This window comes from Streptosporangium becharense (assembly GCF_014204985.1).
GTDB classification, from domain to species: domain Bacteria; phylum Actinomycetota; class Actinomycetes; order Streptosporangiales; family Streptosporangiaceae; genus Streptosporangium; species Streptosporangium becharense.
Genome location: NZ_JACHMP010000001.1, coordinates 5,461,149 through 5,477,592, shown reverse-complemented (window position 1 = coordinate 5,477,592; position 16,444 = coordinate 5,461,149). Strand labels below are relative to the sequence as shown.

Sequence of the window (16,444 nt, the reverse complement as noted above, 5' to 3'; positions counted from 1 at the left end):
TCTCCGGTGGTCCGGGCGGTCTGCGGCGGGCCGCGGTGGTTCGGGCGGTCCGCAGTGGTCCGCGGCGGGCCGCTCAGCCGTCGAGCACCCGGTGAGCCCGCTCGACGAGGGTGGGAACCGCCGCGCCGATGTCCTCGAACCCCTCCCCCACGGTCTTGCCCTGCTTGAACCTGGCGTGGATGCCCTCGATGATCACCGCGAGCTTGAAGTTCCCGAACGCCAGGTAGAAGTCCAGGTCGGACAGGTCGGCGCCGGAGATCTCGGCGTAGTGGGCGGCGAACTCCCGGGCCGTGAGGAACCCGGGGGTGACGGTGACGCCCGCCGCGACCGGGATCGAGGCGCGTTCCAGGTCGCCGGGGTCCTGCCAGTAGGTGAGGGTCAGGCCCAGGTCGGCGAGCGGGTCGCCGAGGGTGGACATCTCCCAGTCGACGACGGCGAGGATGTCCGGGGCGGCGGAGATCTCGACCAGCGTGTTGTCCAGCCGGTAGTCCCCGTGGACCAGCGTGGCCGCGGACCGGGCGGGCAGCCGCTCGCGCAGCCGGGCCGCCAGCCGGTCGTACTCGGGCAGCTCGGCGGTCTTCGACCGCTCCCACTGCTGGCCCCAGCGTTCCAACTGGCGGGCCAGGTACCCCTCCGGACGCCCGAAGCCGCCCAGCCCGGCCGCCTCGTAGTCGACCGCGTGGATCGCGGCGAGCACCTCGGCCAGGCGCTCGGAGAGCCTGCGGGCCTGCTCGGGGGAGAGCCGCGCGGCGTCCTGCCGGCTCCGCACCGCGACGCCGTCCACGTGCGCCATGAGGTAGAACGGTGCCCCGATGACGTCCGGGTCACCGCAGAAGGCGACGGGCTCGGGGACGGGAACCGGGGTGGGTGCGAGGGCTGAGATCACCCGCCATTCACGCCCCATGTCGTGGGCGGTCGGCAGCACGTGGCCCAGCGGCGGGCGGCGGAGCACCAGGCGGCGCTCCGGGGTCTCCACGACGTAGGTGAGATTGGACCTGCCGCCCGCGATCAGGGAGACGCCGGTCGGCTCCCCGGCGTCGGGGACGTTGGCGGCCATCCATGCGGTCAGGCGGACCCGGTCGATCCCAGGGATGCTCATGGCCACCAATTAGAACGCCACTCGGGTTTGGGGCGCCAGCAGGAGTGGCAGGAGCGGATGAAGATGGGAAAGGTATGGGTTAAGGGAGACATACCGCTAATGACGGAACATGGCCGGACGTGGCCGCGAAACTTTACGCCGACTCCGGGCTCTGGCCCTTCCCCTTCCTTTATCGTTACATTACGTGTCTCCCAGCATGCTTGGGCTTACGGTGTCCCTCCCCGTCCGGGGCGTCGTAGGGGAAGCCGCACACCCCAGTAGGAGCTCATGCGCGTCTCAATCGTTCAACCCCGAGACCTCGGCAAGACCGACATCGACCGGTGGAGGGCACTGCAGGCTTCCAACCCCGTCTTCGACAGTCCGTTCCTGTCGCCCGAGTTCACGACCACCGTTGGCGCGCTCCAAGAACGCGTCCGGGTGGCGGTGCTGCACGATGGGCCGGACACCGTAGGGTTCTTCCCGTTCGAACGGCATCCGATGGGCATCGGCATGCCGGTGGCGGCGGGGTTGACCGACGCGCAGGGGCTCGTCCACGCCAAGGACGTGGAGATCGACCCGCACTGGTTGATCAAGGCCTGTGGTCTGGCAGTCTTCGAGTTCGACCACCTGGCTCCCGGCCAGCCGCTGCTCCAGGCGGGGCACAGCCGGCACCCCTCACCGATCATCGACCTGCGTGACGGCTTCGAGTCCTACATCGAGACGGTCAAGGTCAACTCCGGCAAGACCTACCGCTCGACGGCGTACAAGAGCCGCAAGCTGCAGCGTGACGTCGGCCCCGTCCGGCACGAGTACGGCATCAAGGACCTGGCGCCGCTGCGCACCCTCCTGGGCTGGAAGACCGAGCAGTACCGCCGCACCGGCCGGACCGACCGTTTCGCCCGGCCGTGGATCGTGAAGCTGGTCGAGCGGCTGCTCGCCACCGACAACGAGCACTTCGGCGGGGTCCTCGACATGCTCTACGTCGACGACCGGCCCGTCGCCGGCCACTTCGGGCTGCGCACCGGCACCACGCTCGCGGGCTGGTTCCCCGCCTACGACACCGCGTACGCCAAGTACTCCCCCGGCCTGATCCACCACCTGGCCATGGCCGAGAAGGCCGCCGCGACCGGCATCCAGGTCATCGACATGGGCCGCGGCGAGAAGGAGTACAAGGAGAAGCTCAAGAACGGCGAGTACGAGGTGGCCGAGGGCCGCGTCGCCCGGCCCAGCGCCGGCGCCGGGGTGCACTGGATGCTCCGGGTCCCGGTCCGCAAGGCGCGCGGCACGGTCCTCGCCCATCCGATGCTGCGGACCACCGCCGACCGGGCCCTGAAGACGTACGGCCGCCTGCGCACAACGATCATGTCCTGAGCGGGGGCGACGGCCGGCCGATCAGCCCGGCGACCGTCGCGACCCCGCGTCTGAGGTCCGCCAGCGAGGCGGAGCCGTAGCCGAGCACGAGGCCGTGCCTGCGCTGCGGCCCGTGGTGGTGGCGGGCCAGCGAGTCCAGCAGCACCCCGCGCCGCCGGGCGGCCTCGACCAGGGGCCCGACCTCGTGCTCGGGAAGCTCCACCATGACGTGCAGCCCGGCGGTGTCGCCGGTGACCCGGTCCCCGAGGATGTCGACGACCGCGGCGCGGCGTCTGGCGTACTCCAACCTCATGCGGCGCAGATGCCGGTCCAGATCCCCCCGTTCCAGCAGCACGGCGACCGCCTGCTGAGCAGGGCCACTCGTCCGGTCGGCCAGATCGTCCCTGGTCAGGGCGACGGCGGCGAGCAGGCTCGGCGGGGCCACCAGCCAGCCGACGCCGATGTCGGGCGTCAGGGCCTTGCTCAGGCTGCCCAGCAGCACGACCCGCCCGGGGTCGATGCCGTACAGGGCGGGCAGCGGGGCCACGTCGTAGCGGAACTCGGCGTCGTAGTCGTCCTCCACGACGACCGCCCCGGTGGCACGGGCCCAGGCCAGGAGCCGCTCCCGCCGCGGGACCGGCAGGCGCCCGCCCAGGGGGAACTGGTGCGCGGGGGTGGTGTACAGCAGGCGCAGGTCAGCGGGGAGGTCGTCGACGACGACACCGTCCTCGTCGACCGGACAGGGCACGACCTGCGCACCGCGTCCGGCGAAGGCGTTCCTGGCGACGCGGTAACCGGGCTCCTCCACGCCCGCCCGGTCGCCGGGCCGCAGGAGGGTGGCGGCGACGAGGTCGAGGCCGTTCCCGGTCCCCCGAGTGATCATGACGTTCTCGGGCCCGACGGGGATCGCCCTGGTTCTGCGGAGATGTTCGGCCAGGGCCGTCCGCAGCCGCGGAAGGCCGTAGGGGTCGGGGTCCGCCGCCGGCGGCAGGTCCGCAGCACCGCGCCAGGCCCTGCGCCAGGCCGCCCGGTCGTAGTCGAGGACCCACGGCTGCCCTGGACGCAGGTCGACCACTCCCTCCGCCCCCCGCACGGCCTCCACCGGCCGGGACCGCGCGGAGGTCCGGACTCCGCCGGCACCACCCGGCGCCGCGTCCCCGCCGGGACGGGACACCGGGCACCCGTCCGCGGATCCGTCCCGGCCCCCCGGCGAGAGGGCGGCCGCCCCGGGAGCCGGTCCGGGAGGCGACCCGGAAGCCGGTCCGAAAGCCACCCCGGGAGCCGGTCCGGTCGGCGGCAGGTGGACCACCATGTCGGCCACGTAGGTGCCGGAACCGTGCCGGCCGTCGAGCCAGCCCTCCGCGTACAGCTGCTGGTACGCCTCCGTGACGACGGTACGGCTGACCGCCAGCTGGCGGGCGAGTGCCCTGGTGGAGGGCAACCGCTCCCCCGGCTTGAGGGTGCCGTCACGCATGGCCGTCCGCAGGCGGTCGCCGAGCTGGACGCACAGGGCCGTACCGGCCGCACGGTCCACCGACAGCGGGAGGTCGACGGAGTGGCGCGACAAAGTGGTCTCCTGAAACAGGTTGAAAGTGGCCGTGTATTAAGTATCCACTTCTTTTCTACGTTATGGACCATGCTCTCTACGACTCCCCGCACCACGCTCGGCCGTTCCAAGCACCGGGCCCTCAGCCGCCGCGAGGACCTGTACGCGGTGCTGGACGCCGGGATGGTCTGCCATCTGGGCGTCGTGGCGGACGGCTCTCCCATGGTCGTGCCCACCTGCTACGGCCGGATCGACGACACCCTCTACCTGCACGGCTCCACCGGCGCCGCCTCCCTGCGGAACACGGGCGAGGTCTGCGTCACGGTGACGCACCTGGACGGGATCGTGCTGGCCAGGTCGGTCTTCAGTCACTCGCTCAACTACCGCTCAGCCATGATCTACGGCCGGCCGCGCCGGGTGGAGGACCCCGAGGAGTGCCTGGCCGGTCTGCGGGCGATCACCGAACAGCTCGCCCCCGGCCAGTGGGACGTCGCCCGCAAGCCGACCCGCAAGGAGCTCGCCGCGACCACCGTGCTCGCCCTGTCGCTCGCCGAGGCGTCGGTGAAGGTGCGCCAGGGTCCTCCGAACGACGACGAGGAGGACCGCGCGCTGCCGATCTGGGCCGGTGTCCTCCCGCTCCACCAGGTGTGGGGGGCTCCGGAACCCGACCCCACCATGACGGCGGAGCTGCCGGTGCCCGCGCACATCGCGTCGCGGACCGCGCCGGCGCGATAGGACCCCTCCGGTGACCGACCTCACACACGAGACCAATTTGTGATTAATGAGCGGAATTTAATGATCTATCGCTAAGCTACGGTCCGTCTTTCGCGGGTGGGGGCCCAGACAAGAGGAGACCGTTATGCACGGCACGTCATCCGCCTGGCGGGTCCCCGGTTACAGCGAGGTCCGCGAGCTGGGCGCCGGCGCGGCCGGACGGGTGGTGATGGCGCGGCACGACGCCGACGGCGTCCTGGTGGCGATCAAGTATCTGTCCGACGAGCTGCGGAGCGACGTCGGGTTCGTCGCGCGCTTCCGGCACGAGGCGCGGCTGCTGCACACGCTGAGCGGCCCGCATACCGTGCAGCTGTACGACTACGTCGAGTCGGGCGCCGGCGCCGCCATCGTGATGGAACTGGTCAACGGCGTCGCCCTGCGGTCGCTGCTGCGCTCGGAGGGGCCGACCGGCCCCGAGGCGGCGCTGGCCGTGCTGAAGGGCTCGCTGCTGGGGCTGGCCGCCGCGCACGCGGCCGGCGTCGTGCACCGCGACTTCAAGCCCGAGAACGTGATGGTGGACGCCGACGGGACGAGCAAGCTCGTCGACTTCGGCATCGCGTTGCGCTCCGGTGACGGCGACGCCCCCGCGGGCACCCCGCCGTACATGGCCCCCGAGCAGTGGCTGGGCGGCCCGGCCGGCCCGGCCACCGACGTCTACGCCGCGACCGTCGTCTTCTTCGAGTGCCTGACGGGCACCCGCCCCTTCCGCGCCACGAACATCGCCGCGCTGACCCGCCAGCACCAGAGCATGCCGCCGCCCGTCGAGGAGGTGCCGCCGGCGCTCCAGGGGCTGATCGAGCGCGGCCTGGCCAAGCATCCCGCGGACCGGCCGCCGACCGCCACCGCCTTCCTCACCGAACTGGAGGCCGTCGCCGCCGACGCCTACGGGCCCGACTGGCAACGCCGGGGCCTGCGCCGCCTGGCCTCGATGGCCACGCTGCTGGCGCCGTTCTTCCCGCTGGACTCGCCCGCTCCGCGGGCCGACACCTCACTCGCCCGGACCGACCTCGGCTCCGGCACCCGCTCGGACACACGATCCGGCACCCGCTCGGACACGCAATCCGACCTGGACCTGGACCTCGACGACAGGGACCCACCGTTCGGCAGGCTGGGCATCAAGATCCTCGCCGCCATCGGCTGCATCGCGGTGATCGGCGGCGTGACCGCGGCCCTGATCAATGTCGGCGGCGCCACGGAGGCCCGGTCGCAGAGCTCCGTCAGCACGCAGGATCCCACCCCGTCGGAGATCCTGCTGGACGACCCGGCCCTCCCCGTGGACGAGACCGAGGAACCCGAGGAGACACCGTCGGCGGAGGACACCCCCACCAAGAGCCCCACCGAGAGCCCCTCGACCACCGCCCCCGCCACCGTCCCCACGGTCGCGCCGACCGCGGCCAGGTCCACCCCGACGCCCACGGCCTCGCGCACACCCACCAAGAAGCCCACCACGCGACCGACCACCCGGCCGACCGCCCGTCCGACGACGCGGCCCACTGCCGAGCCGTCGCCCACCCCCTCGTCGGAGGACAGTTCCGTCATCGACCGACCGGACTCCCCGGCAGACAGCCCGTCGTCCGCGCCGACGGCGGCGCCCACCAGGACGGCGAACGAGCCGACGACGGCGCCCACCGTGCCCGGCGACCCTCCCACCTCCGACCGCCCCGAGCCGACGCAGGGCACCCCCCAGGAGCCGCGCCTGACCATCGGCCCGGCCACGCCCCCCGTGGAGACGGCCCCCGCCACGCTCCTCGCGCTGGGGCTGGTGACGAGCGGTACCGTACCGTTCACACTGGCCGTCAAGCGCGGCGTGACGGGACGGCACCGCAGACGGCGGTAGACGGAGGAACGAGGCCACGATGAGCGTTGGGCGGCAGGACGTGGCCGGATTCCGGCTGGCGGGCCGCGTGTGGGCCGACGACCTGGGCACCTGGTCCTCCGCCGTGACGCCCGGCGGGCAGCCGGGCGGCGTGCTGAGGTTCGAGCCGGGGCTGGTCACCGACGCCGCGGCGCGCGAGCGGCTGGTCGCCGCCGTGCTCACCGACCGCGGGCTCGCCCGGGACGGCCTGACCGGCCTGCTCCCCGTCGCCGACCTGGTCACGGCCCAGGGTGAGGTGTGGCTGCTCACCGCCGCGCCGGCCGGGCCGACCGTGGGCGACCTGCTGTCCGGCGTCCCCGGGTCCGACGGACCCGGCGCGGACGGCGCGGCCGCCGTCCTGATGGAGACCGCACGGACGCTGCTGGCCGTGCACGCCGCCGGGCTGACCCACGGGGAGCTGCATCCCGGCAATGTGGTGATCGCCGCGGACGGGTCGGCGCTGCTCGCCAAGCGGGGCCTGACCGACGCGCTGTTCGGCCGCCCGCCGGCGCCGGAGCGTGACGTGGCGGCCTGGGCGTCGCTGGCCCGCGGCCTGGCAGCGACCTGGGCCGCCGGCGAACCACAGACCGCCGCCCTGTTCGAGCGGGTGGCGGCGACGGCCTCCCTGCACGGCCTCGCCACGGCCCGCGACACCCTGCTCTCCGGACTGGACCGGCAGCCGCCCGGCCTCACCGGGCACGCCGGCCTCGCCGAGACCGTGCGCCTGTGGTCGGCGTACGCCACCCCCGGTGCGGCGAACCCGGCGGCCTCCCCGCCCGCCTGGGCGAACCCGACGGTCTCCACGCCCGCCCGGACGAGTCCGGCTGCCTCCGCCTCCGGCTGGACGAGCCCGGCGGCCTCCACGCCGTCGGGCCGTGACGAGGGTGAGGTCGTCACGATGCTCCGTGTCCCCGCGGCCGGCGAGCCCCGCGCCGAGGACGTGGCACTGCGCTTCGGCCCCGGGGTGCCGCCGGACACCACCGCCGCCCAGGTGTGGCGGGCCGGCCGGGGACAGCAGGAGACCGAACTGGCCGGTGACCGGCTCAGGAGAGCCGCCGCCCGCCCACCCTCCCTCTCTCCCGCCCGCCGCCGCGGCCGTACGGCCCTCTCCGCGGTGATCCTGTCGCTGATGGTCGTGGCCGGGGTGGCGGTGTGGTTGTTCCGTGATCCCGCCGCGTCGCTGGAGGTGACGAAGGTCGACGCGCGCGCGCCGAAGAAGACCCAGGGATGCGACACGACCGTCAAGATCACCGGCGTGTTCTCAACGAACGGTTCCGCGGGCGAGATCCGCTACCGGTGGAGGCGGAGCGACCGCGAGGAGCCGATCGAGCAGAGTGACCGGATCCCGCCCGGAACGACCTCGCACCGGGTGACCCTGGAGTGGACGGTCAAGGGCGAGGGGAGCTTCCGGGGCACCGCCACCCTGGAACTGGTCTCCCCGCTGCCCGTGGGGAAGAAGCTCCAGGACAGGACGAGCTTCACCTACCGGTGTTCATGACGTCCCGCCGGCCCCGCGATGCACCGCCAGGCGGTTCTCACTACTCTGACGGCCATGACCACGCAGACCCCATCCGGCTGGTATCCCGACCCCTACGGCTCACCACATCTGCGGTGGTGGGACGGGAGCCAGTGGACCGATGCCACCCACGCGATGGAATCCCTCGCGGGGCAGACGGCGTCCCAGGGGCCGCAGACGGGCTCCGTCCTCCTCCAACCGCAGCCTGCGGAGACCGCCCCTCAGCAGGCGGATCCGATTCCGGGATCCGGCGGCCCGGCCGCACCCGGCGGCTCGACGGCCCCCGGTAACCAGGCGGGGTTCGACGATCCGGCCGCACCCGGCGACCCTGCGGCGGGGGGTGACGGGCCCGCCGTCCGGCACGGGGACTCAGACGCGGAGCAGCCGCAGGAGAGCGGCCCGCAGGGGCCCGGCACGGAACAACCCCGGTGGACCGGCCCGCAGGGTTCGGATGCGGAGCAGCCCCGGTGGACCGGCCCGCAGAACTCAGGCCCCGGTGGCGGACCCCAGGAGCCGGGTGCCGGTCAGCCACAGTGGGCCAGCCCACAGGACCCGGGCCCCGGTGGCGGACCCCAGGAGCCGGGTGCCGGTCAGCCACAGTGGGCCAGCCCACAGGACCCGGGCCCCGGTGGCGGACCCCAGGAGCCGGGTGCCGGTCAGCCACAGTGGGCCAGCCCACAGGACCCGGGCCCCGGTGGTGGGCCGCAGGGCCAGGGTGCCGGTCAGCCACAGTGGAGCGGCCCGCCCCCGCACGGTGCTCAGCCACAGTGGGGTGCCGGGCAGGGCGGCGTCACCATGCAGTTGCCCTCCCCGCAGTTCGGCGGTTACCCCGCCGGCCCCCCGCCCCGCAGGAACAGCCCGCTGCCGTGGATCCTGGGCGGCAGCGGTGCGCTGGTCCTGGCCGTCGTGGTCCTGATCGGCGTGATCTACCTGGTCGACGTCAACCGTACGGACAACGCGGGCGGCCCCACCGGGTTGCCCGCCCCTGTTCCCACGCTGAGCCGCCGGCCCTCGGCGCCGCCGACCCCGGAGGGGACTCCCTCGCAGCAGCCGAGTTCCGGCGCGGCGCCCCAGCCGCAGGACGGTCGCGTCACCGACCCGGTGACCGGGCTGTCCTTCGAGGTCCCCGGCGGCTCGTGGCGGGTTCCGGCGAATCTCGGCGGCTCGCTCGGCATCAAGTGGACCAGCGGGGTCGTGGCCGTCGCGCAGAGCGACTTCGACGGCCAGGGCAACGACTGGCTGGGCAACGTCTTCACCGGTGAACTGCCGACCGCGTACGGCTACAACGGCCCCGCGAGCATGCGTTCGACCGCCGCGACGTTGCTGCAGGTGGTCGAACCCGCCTTCTACAGCCCGCCGCACCAGCGGAAGATCGTCGAGGACAAGGCCATCAAGGTGGGCGGCAGAGACGCCTGGCTCCTCATGATCGATCTCGACTTCTCCGAGCAGTCCGCGGCCAACGGCTGGAAGTGGAAGCGGGAACGAGCGGCGTTCGTGATCGTGGACCGCGGCGCGGGAGCCACCCCGGCGCTGGCCTACGTCTCCGTACCGGACAATCTGGGCCTGTCGGTCGCCGACCAGGTCATCAAGTCCCTGAAGCTCTCCTGAGGAGGAGGACTACCCTGAAGGCTATGAGTGACCTGCTGGTCTGGATCGACTGTGAGATGACCGGGCTCGACCTCGGCCGTGACGCCCTCGTCGAGGTGGCCTGCGTGGTCACCGACGGCGAGCTGAACCAGCTTGACGAGGGCGTGGACGTGGTGATCAAGCCTCCGCCCGAGTCGCTGGAGCAGATGTCGGACGTGGTGCGTGAGATGCACACCGCCTCCGGCCTGCTGGAGGCGCTGGCCGCAGGCGTGACGCTGGCCGAGGCCGAGTCGATGGTCCTGGGCTACATCAGCCGTCACATCCCGGAACCGAAGCGGGCCCCGTTGTGCGGCAACTCCATCGCCACGGACCGTTCGTTCCTCTCACGCGACATGCCCGCAGTGGACGCGTTCCTGCACTACCGGATGATCGACGTGTCGTCGGTCAAGGAACTGGCCCGGCGGTGGTACCCGCGGGTCTACTTCGCCTCGCCCGAGAAGCAGGGGGGTCACCGGGCGCTGGCCGACATCGTCGAGAGCATCCGTGAGCTGCGCTACTACCGTGCGGCGATCTTCGTACCCCAGCCGGGCCCCGACTCCGTCACCGCCCGGGGCATCGCCGAGAGTGTGATTACCGGCACAGTGTGAGCGGCTCGCCGAAAACCAGGTGCGAAACGACTCCCAAAGCCCGCTACACTTTTCATGTGCTGCTGCGGCGGCGATGGTGGGTGTAGCTCAGTTGGCAGAGCGCCAGGTTGTGGTCCTGGATGTCGAGGGTTCAAGTCCCTTCACTCACCCCACGGGAACGGCCGGTCCTCACGGACCGGCCGTTCTGCGTTGTCACCTCATCCACCAAAAACGGATATCGCGGGTTATGCTCGCAGCTATCGCTACGCCGTGAGCTCGGGGGTTCGGCGACCTGACCGTGTTGCAACCACGGAGGCCGGATGAGAGTCGACGACGTCCCGTTCGACGCGGACCCGAAAGTCGTGGCCCGCCTGAGCAGGCGGGAGACCGAAGTCATGGAGTTGATCGCGGCCGGTCGTTCCAACGGGCAGATAGCCCAGCACCTGTTCCTGAGCGAGAAGACCGTGAAGAACCACGTCAACCGCATCTACGCCAAGCTTGGCGCCGACTGCCGGGGCACCGCGATCGGCGTGTGGCTGAAGCGGGTGTCCGGGGAGAAACCACCCGACCACCGACCCTGCGCCTGACCCCGGTCACGGGCCGGCGAGGCGGACCGGAACCGGGGCCTGGACGCGGAGACCAGGGCGGGGCCGGCGAGGCGGCGCCTGGACGCGGCGGCCGAGCCGGACGCCCGGACCGGGACCTGGACGCGGAAGTCAGGGATGACTGCCCGAACCGGGGCGGGGCCGGGGTGCGGCGGCTAGGCCGAAAGGCGCAGGTCGCGGAATGCCGTCAGGACGCGGCCGATGGCGGCGACGCCCTCCGACAGTTCGTCGGAGGTGACCGACAGCGCGGGACGCAGCCGTACCGACCGCTCGCCGCACGGTAGGGCCAGCACGCCCTCATCCTCCCTGAGCCGGGCCACCAGCAGATCACGCTCGACGGCGTCCGGCAGGTCGAAGGCGCACATCAGGCCGCGTCCCCGGGCGTTCTCCACCAGGTCGGGGAAGCGCTCCTGAAGCCCCAGCAGACCGGTGAGAAGCTCGGTGCCGAGCCTGCCCGCCCGCGGGATCAGGCCGTCGCGCTCCACGATCTCCAACATCCGGCGTGAGCGGACCATGTCGACCAGCCCGCCTCCCCAGGTGGAGTTGATCCTGCCGCTGACCTGGAAGACGTTGCCGGGCACCTCGTCGACTCTGCGTCCGGCCATCACCCCGCCGACCTGGATCTTCTTGGCGAAGGCCACGATGTCGGGGTGCAGGCCCAGCTGCTGGTACGCCCAGGGGGTGCCGGTGGTCCCGCCGCCGGTCTGCACCTCGTCCATGACGACAAGCGCGTCGTGCTCGTGGCAGAGCCGCTCCATCGCGAGCAGGAACTCGGCCCGCATGTGGTTGTCACCCCCCTCCCCCTGGATGGGCTCGGCGATGAAGCAGGCGATGTCGTGCGGGTGGCGTTCGAAGGCCGCCCGTGCGGCGGCCAGGGCCCGCTCCTCGGCGGCCTCGACGTCGCCGAAGTGGATCGCCGGAACCTCGATCCTGGGCCAGTCGAACTTCGGGAAGCGGTCGGTCTTGACCGGGTCGGTGTTGGTCAGCGAGAGGGTGTAACCGCTACGCCCGTGGAAGGCACGGGTGAGGTGGAGCACCCGGGTGCCCAGCTCCGGCGAGCGGCCGGCCGCGGCGTTGCGGCGGCTCTTCCAGTCGAAGGCGCACTTCAGCGCGTTCTCCACGGCCAGTGCGCCGCCCTCCACGAAGAACAGGTGCGGCAGCTCGGGATCACCCAGCACCCGGACGAACGTCTCGACGAACTCGGCCAGGTGGCCGGTGTAGAGGTCGGAGTTGGCCGGCTTGTTGGCGGCGACCCGGCCGAGCAGCGCCAGGAACTCCGGGTCGTCGTCGAACGGGTTCACGCCGAGCGGCGCGGAGGCGAAGAAGGTGTAGAAGTCCAGATAGCTCCGGCCGGTGTGGGCGTCGACGAGCCGGGAGCCCCGGCTCCGATCGAGGTCCAGCACCAGCCGGTAACCGTCGACGAGCAGATGACGAGCGAGACGGCCGTGCACGTCCATGTCCCCTCCACAGCGAGTCGGGCAGATGATCCCCCGTCTTTCGCGTGCTAACACGGAGACATTACGCTTTAAGTCCAGTTATTGTGAATATTTTCCTGCGATAGATGTCCGACACGCACATGCGGGACCACCCGGCCCATGGTCACGGGCCGGGCGTCGGAACCCGCACGGCGCGAGACCGCGGGAAGCCGGGCGTCAGTCGCGCATACGACGCGACGCGGATGCCAGGCACCCGCACAAGGCGGACATCCGGCACCCGCACGAGGCGAGAGTCGGGCTCTCAGGCCGCCCGGGGCGTACGGCCGGGGGCGCCGGGGCTCCGCATGCCGAGGCCCCGCAGCCGGAACGCCAGCATCAGCAGGGCAACGCCGTAGACGATGGCCATCGTGCCGATGAGCCAGATCATGGCGAGCGCGCCGGCCGCCGGCCAGGCCAGCAGCAGAAGGCCGAACAGCACCGACAGCACACCGCTGACGATGAAGGTCCACTCACCCTCCATGACCTTGCGCAGCCGGACCGCCGCCACGATCTCCAGGATGCCGACGGCGATGGCCCAGGCCGCGATGAGGACCAGCAGGGACAGCGCGGTGATCCCCGGCCAGAGGAGGACCGCGACACCGGCCAGGATGCCCACGACACCGGCCAGGATCATCCAGGCCCGAGATCCTCCCCGCCCGGCGTTGAACAGCGAGAAGACCCCGTTGACGACGGCGAAGGCGCCGAAGACGACGACCAGGGCGTAGAGCGTGATGTCCGGCCAGACGACGGCCAGCAGGCCGAACAGGATCGCGCACGCACCCCGGACCAGATACACCCACCAGGTGCGGGATAGCTCGTCCACTTCCGCCCCCCTTCTTTGTCGCTTGACTGTCTCCTTTCCGTAGGACCCCCTACCGGACACCACAAAAGGGTCAAATCGGACTAGCTTTCGACGCGTCATGGAGTGCCGTGAACGCCCCGGCGCGTCCTGGAGCCCCGCGCGCTCCGGAGCGTCAGGCCGCCGTGTAGACGACCAGGGACACCGCCACGTACTGGGCCACGTAGGCCGCGATGGTGAAGGCGTGGAAGACCTCGTGGAAGCCGAACCAGCGGGGGGCGGGGTCGGGACGGCGCATGGCGTAGACGATCCCCCCGGCGGTGTACAGGACGCCGCCGACGAAGACCAGCGCCACCGCTGCCACGCCCGCCCCCGCCACCAGCTGGGGCAGGACGAAGACCGCCGTCCAGCCCAGGACGATGTAGAGCGCGGTCGACAGCCACCTGGGCGCCCCGGTCCACACCACCCGGAACAGCACCCCGGCGATCGCGCCGGCCCACACCACCCCGAGGACCGCCGCGCGGGCCGTCCCCTCCAGGGCGAGCAACGCGAAAGGGGTGTAGGTGCCCGCGATGATCAGATAGATGTTGGCGTGGTCGAGGCGGCGCAGAACCGCCTCCTGCCGCGGGGAGAGCGTGCTCCGATGGTAGGTGGCGGAGATGCCGAAGAGCAGGCCGGACGTGATCGCGTAGACCGCGGCGGCGAGCCGGGCCTGCAGGGTCGGGCCCAGCGCGACGAGGACGAAACCCGCAACGAGCGCCACGGGCAGCGCTCCGGCGTGCAACCAGCCGCGGAGACGGGGTTTGACGGTCTCCGCGAGCCTGTCGGTGACGGTCGAGGTCATGAACCTACGGTATCGTAACTTACTGGATCGTAGGTTGTGACCCTTCCTACACCACCGCCACCGAGGCCGCGGAAGGAGACACGACCGCCGGCCTCGGGGCCGGCGACAGGAGCGGTGAGCACCCGGCTGCGCATACGGTTTGTTCCGGGGGTTTCCCCGGGGTGGGTCAGCGGAGAGAAGAGGATCAGGGCGATGGCCAGGCGGGAACCGCGGGAACCGATGCCGGGCCGATACCCGGTCACCTTCGGCGAGGTCGACCTGTTGCAGGACCTCGACCGCTCCTCCGGCTGGGTGATCTCCAAAGACGGCGTCCCGCAGTCGTACGTGGACCTCGACGACCCCACCTACCTCGACTTCGAGTACGTACGGCTGATGGCCGACGTCGTCGACCTCCTCGACGAGGGGCCGCTGGACGCCGTGCACGTGGGCGGCTGCGCCTGCACGCTGCCCCGTTACGTGGCGGCGACCCGCCCCGGCTCCCGGCAGGTCGTCGCCGAGCCCGACGGCGGCCTGGTCCAGCTCGTCAGGGACCAGCTTCGGCTGAAGTCCGTGCCCAGGCTCAAGGTGAAGATCCTCGACGGCCGCGCCGCCACCGCCGAGCTCGCCGACGCCTCGGCCGACCTGCTCGTGCTGGACGCCTTCAGCGGTGCCACGATGCCGATCGAGCTGGCCACCACCGAGTACATGGGAGACGTCGCCCGTGTGCTGCGTCCGGCGGGAACCCTGCTGGTCAACGTCGCCGACGGCAAGGGCCTCGCCTTCGCCCGCAGGGTGCTCGCCACCGTCGGCGGGGTCTTCCCCCGGGTGGCGCTGCTGGCCGAGCCCGGCGTGCTGCGGGGCCGCCGTTTCGGCAACCTCATCGTCATCGCCTCCCGCGCGGCGCTGCCGCTGCCCGCGCTGACCCGCAGGGCCGCGGGCGGTCTCACCCAGGCCCGCTGCGTGCACGGCGAGGACCTCGTCAAGTTCGTCGCCGGTGCCCGGCCGCTGAACGACGGCGACGCGGTGGTGGTCCCCGTCCCGCCCCCGGCGGTCTTCGGCTAGGTTCTGTCCGGCGGATCAAGGCGTCATACACTCCAGAACATGCACAGCACCCTGACGGAGCACGCCCGGTGTCTCTACGGAGACGAGTACCGACCTACGCCAGAGTGCGACCTCGACCATCAGGAGCGCTACTTCCTCGAGGAACTGACCTTTGCCGGCGCGGATTCGATCCTGGCCATGCTGCGTGAGCTCTGCCCGCACGTGGTCGACGGCCATCTGCCGGTCTGGGCCTGCAACTTGTCCTATCGGCTGGTGCTTTTGCAGCGACCGGACGAGCCGGCGCTGATGCGAAAGGCCGCCGAGAACCTGTGGTTGCACGGACCGGACTGGGACGACATCGCAGCAGACCTGACGCGGCGGGCAGACGCTCTAGAGGCGGGCTGATCATGGCTTGAGCCAGAGGCGGGTCGAGGCCACGGTGACGGTGCCATGGAAGACGTAAGCGCGTTTGTCATACCGCGTGGCCACGACCCTCGAGTGTTTGAGCCGGTTGATCGTGCGCTCAACTTCGTTCCGGCGCTTGTACAACTCCTTGTCGAAACCGACGGGCCGTCCGCCCCGGCTGCCCCGGCGCCGGCGGTTGGCCCGCTGATCCCTCGGCTCGGGGATGGTGCGCTTAATCTGCCGTCCGCGCAGGTAGCGACGATTGCGGCGGGAGCTGTAAGCCTTATCGCCACCCAGGTGATCGGGGCGCGTGCGCGGACGGCCACCGCCCGGTCGCTTGACCCGGATGCGTTCAAGCACCGGGATCAGCTGCGGACTGTCGCCCCACTGGCCAGGCGTGACCAGCAGGGCCAGCGGCCGACAACCGCCCTCCCCGGCAAGGTGGATCTTGCAGGTCAGACCACCCCGGGAGCGTCCGAGTCCTTCGTCGGAGCGGTGCTGCGAGGTGTCGATCTCCTCTTCGGAAGCCGCGGTGCTCTGCGCGGCGCCCCGGCCGCATGCTGGTGGGCCCGGCACGAGGTGGAGTCGACGCTCACCATGCCCCAGTCCACCCGCCCTTGGGTATCGGCATCGGCTTGGACCGCCTGGAGGATCCTGTCCCGGGTGCCGTCCGCGGACCACCGACGGTGGCGCTCATAGATGGTCTTCCAGCTCCCGAACCGCTCCGGCAGATCCCGCCACGGGATGTCCGTGCGGATCCGGAACAGAATCCCGTTGACCACCTTGCGGTGGTCGCTCCAAGGACCACCCCGGCGCCCGGACTTCGGCAGGTGCGGCGCAAGTCGCGCCCACTCGTCATGTGTCAGATCGCCCCGCCCCACGACCGGAATAATGACCCCAAGGCAAGACGGTCACATGATCCGCCGGACAGAACCTAGCCCGGCCACCGCCGGAGGCGGCCGTG

The 16,444-nt window shown here is 71.5% G+C and carries 16 protein-coding genes and 1 tRNA gene; 10 read left to right on the top strand and 7 right to left on the bottom strand.

Annotated elements, in window-relative coordinates; translation table 11 throughout:
- Positions 1 to 73 precede the first annotated feature (73 nt).
- A complete protein-coding gene (locus F4562_RS24045; RefSeq protein ID WP_184541030.1) occupies positions 74 to 1,099 on the bottom strand; it encodes a phosphotransferase family protein in 1,026 nt (341 codons plus the stop codon).
- A gap of 267 nt (positions 1,100 to 1,366) precedes the next feature.
- Between F4562_RS24045 and F4562_RS24040 the strand changes: the two genes are divergently transcribed.
- Positions 1,367 to 2,449 (top strand): GNAT family N-acetyltransferase, encoded by a 1,083-nt coding sequence (locus F4562_RS24040; RefSeq protein WP_184541031.1) that lies wholly within the window; start codon positions 1,367 to 1,369, stop codon positions 2,447 to 2,449.
- Here F4562_RS24040 and F4562_RS24035 read toward each other — a convergent pair.
- Positions 2,439 to 3,995, bottom strand: a complete 1,557-nt coding sequence (locus F4562_RS24035; protein WP_184541032.1) for an aminotransferase-like domain-containing protein — start codon at positions 3,993 to 3,995, stop codon at positions 2,439 to 2,441. The genes F4562_RS24040 and F4562_RS24035 overlap by 11 nt on opposite strands.
- 69 nt (positions 3,996 to 4,064) lie before the next feature.
- On the opposite strand from F4562_RS24035, the gene F4562_RS24030 reads away from it, so the two are divergent.
- The 3 genes from F4562_RS24030 to F4562_RS24020 all read left to right on the top strand — a co-directional run bounded on the left by F4562_RS24030 (position 4,065) and on the right by F4562_RS24020 (position 8,101).
- Positions 4,065 to 4,709, top strand: a complete 645-nt coding sequence (locus F4562_RS24030) for a pyridoxamine 5'-phosphate oxidase family protein (RefSeq protein ID WP_184541033.1) — start codon at positions 4,065 to 4,067, stop codon at positions 4,707 to 4,709.
- Positions 4,710 to 4,833: 124 nt separating this feature from the next.
- Positions 4,834 to 6,585, top strand: coding sequence for a serine/threonine-protein kinase (locus F4562_RS24025; RefSeq protein WP_184541034.1), 1,752 nt, complete (start codon positions 4,834 to 4,836; stop codon positions 6,583 to 6,585).
- A gap of 19 nt (positions 6,586 to 6,604) precedes the next feature.
- The gene (locus tag F4562_RS24020; RefSeq protein ID WP_184541035.1) at positions 6,605 to 8,101 is read left to right on the top strand and encodes a hypothetical protein; all 1,497 of its coding nucleotides are present in this window, start codon (positions 6,605 to 6,607) and stop codon (positions 8,099 to 8,101) included.
- A gap of 504 nt (positions 8,102 to 8,605) precedes the next feature.
- On the opposite strand, the gene F4562_RS35205 is transcribed toward F4562_RS24020, so the two are convergent.
- Positions 8,606 to 8,872: a hypothetical protein gene (locus F4562_RS35205; protein WP_246473538.1), complete on the bottom strand. Its 267-nt coding sequence runs from the start codon at positions 8,870 to 8,872 to the stop codon at positions 8,606 to 8,608.
- 42 nt (positions 8,873 to 8,914) lie between these two features.
- On the opposite strand from F4562_RS35205, the gene F4562_RS35200 reads away from it, so the two are divergent.
- From F4562_RS35200 to F4562_RS24000, 4 genes are all read left to right on the top strand, one after another.
- A complete protein-coding gene (locus F4562_RS35200; protein WP_246473537.1) occupies positions 8,915 to 9,727 on the top strand; it encodes a hypothetical protein in 813 nt (270 codons plus the stop codon).
- 23 nt (positions 9,728 to 9,750) lie between these two features.
- Positions 9,751 to 10,353 carry an oligoribonuclease gene (gene orn, locus F4562_RS24010; RefSeq protein ID WP_184541037.1) on the top strand — a complete coding sequence of 201 codons (603 nt, stop codon included), beginning with the start codon at positions 9,751 to 9,753 and terminating at the stop codon, positions 10,351 to 10,353.
- Between the two features lie 76 nt (positions 10,354 to 10,429).
- Positions 10,430 to 10,505: transfer RNA gene (locus F4562_RS24005), tRNA-His, on the top strand.
- 147 nt (positions 10,506 to 10,652) lie between these two features.
- A complete protein-coding gene (locus tag F4562_RS24000) occupies positions 10,653 to 10,919 on the top strand; it encodes a helix-turn-helix domain-containing protein (RefSeq protein WP_184541038.1) in 267 nt (88 codons plus the stop codon).
- Positions 10,920 to 11,092: 173 nt separating this feature from the next.
- On the opposite strand, the gene lat is transcribed toward F4562_RS24000, so the two are convergent.
- The 3 genes from lat to trhA all read right to left on the bottom strand — a co-directional run bounded on the left by lat (position 11,093) and on the right by trhA (position 14,055).
- Positions 11,093 to 12,394 carry an L-lysine 6-transaminase gene (gene lat / locus F4562_RS23995; protein ID WP_184541039.1) on the bottom strand — a complete coding sequence of 434 codons (1,302 nt, stop codon included), beginning with the start codon at positions 12,392 to 12,394 and terminating at the stop codon, positions 11,093 to 11,095.
- Positions 12,395 to 12,674: 280 nt separating this feature from the next.
- On the bottom strand, positions 12,675 to 13,235 hold the full coding sequence (locus tag F4562_RS23990) for an HdeD family acid-resistance protein (RefSeq protein ID WP_311733955.1): 561 nt from the start codon (positions 13,233 to 13,235) through the stop codon (positions 12,675 to 12,677).
- A gap of 151 nt (positions 13,236 to 13,386) precedes the next feature.
- A complete protein-coding gene (gene trhA / locus F4562_RS23985) occupies positions 13,387 to 14,055 on the bottom strand; it encodes a PAQR family membrane homeostasis protein TrhA (RefSeq protein ID WP_184541041.1) in 669 nt (222 codons plus the stop codon).
- A gap of 192 nt (positions 14,056 to 14,247) precedes the next feature.
- Here trhA and F4562_RS23980 point away from each other — a divergent pair, with 192 nt between their 5' ends.
- Positions 14,248 to 15,096: a spermidine synthase gene (locus F4562_RS23980; RefSeq protein WP_246473536.1), complete on the top strand. Its 849-nt coding sequence runs from the start codon at positions 14,248 to 14,250 to the stop codon at positions 15,094 to 15,096.
- A gap of 39 nt (positions 15,097 to 15,135) precedes the next feature.
- Entirely contained in the window at positions 15,136 to 15,480 is a 345-nt protein-coding gene (locus F4562_RS23975) for a hypothetical protein (RefSeq protein ID WP_184541042.1), read from the top strand.
- Here F4562_RS23975 and F4562_RS23970 read toward each other — a convergent pair.
- Positions 15,481 to 16,361 (bottom strand): IS5 family transposase gene (locus tag F4562_RS23970; RefSeq protein WP_311733956.1). Its coding sequence is split into 2 segments (ribosomal slippage): positions 15,481 to 15,980 and positions 15,980 to 16,361, totalling 882 coding nucleotides; the frame shifts between segments, so codons are not numbered across the junction. It lies immediately after the preceding gene.
- Between the last annotated feature and the right edge of the window lie 83 nt (positions 16,362 to 16,444).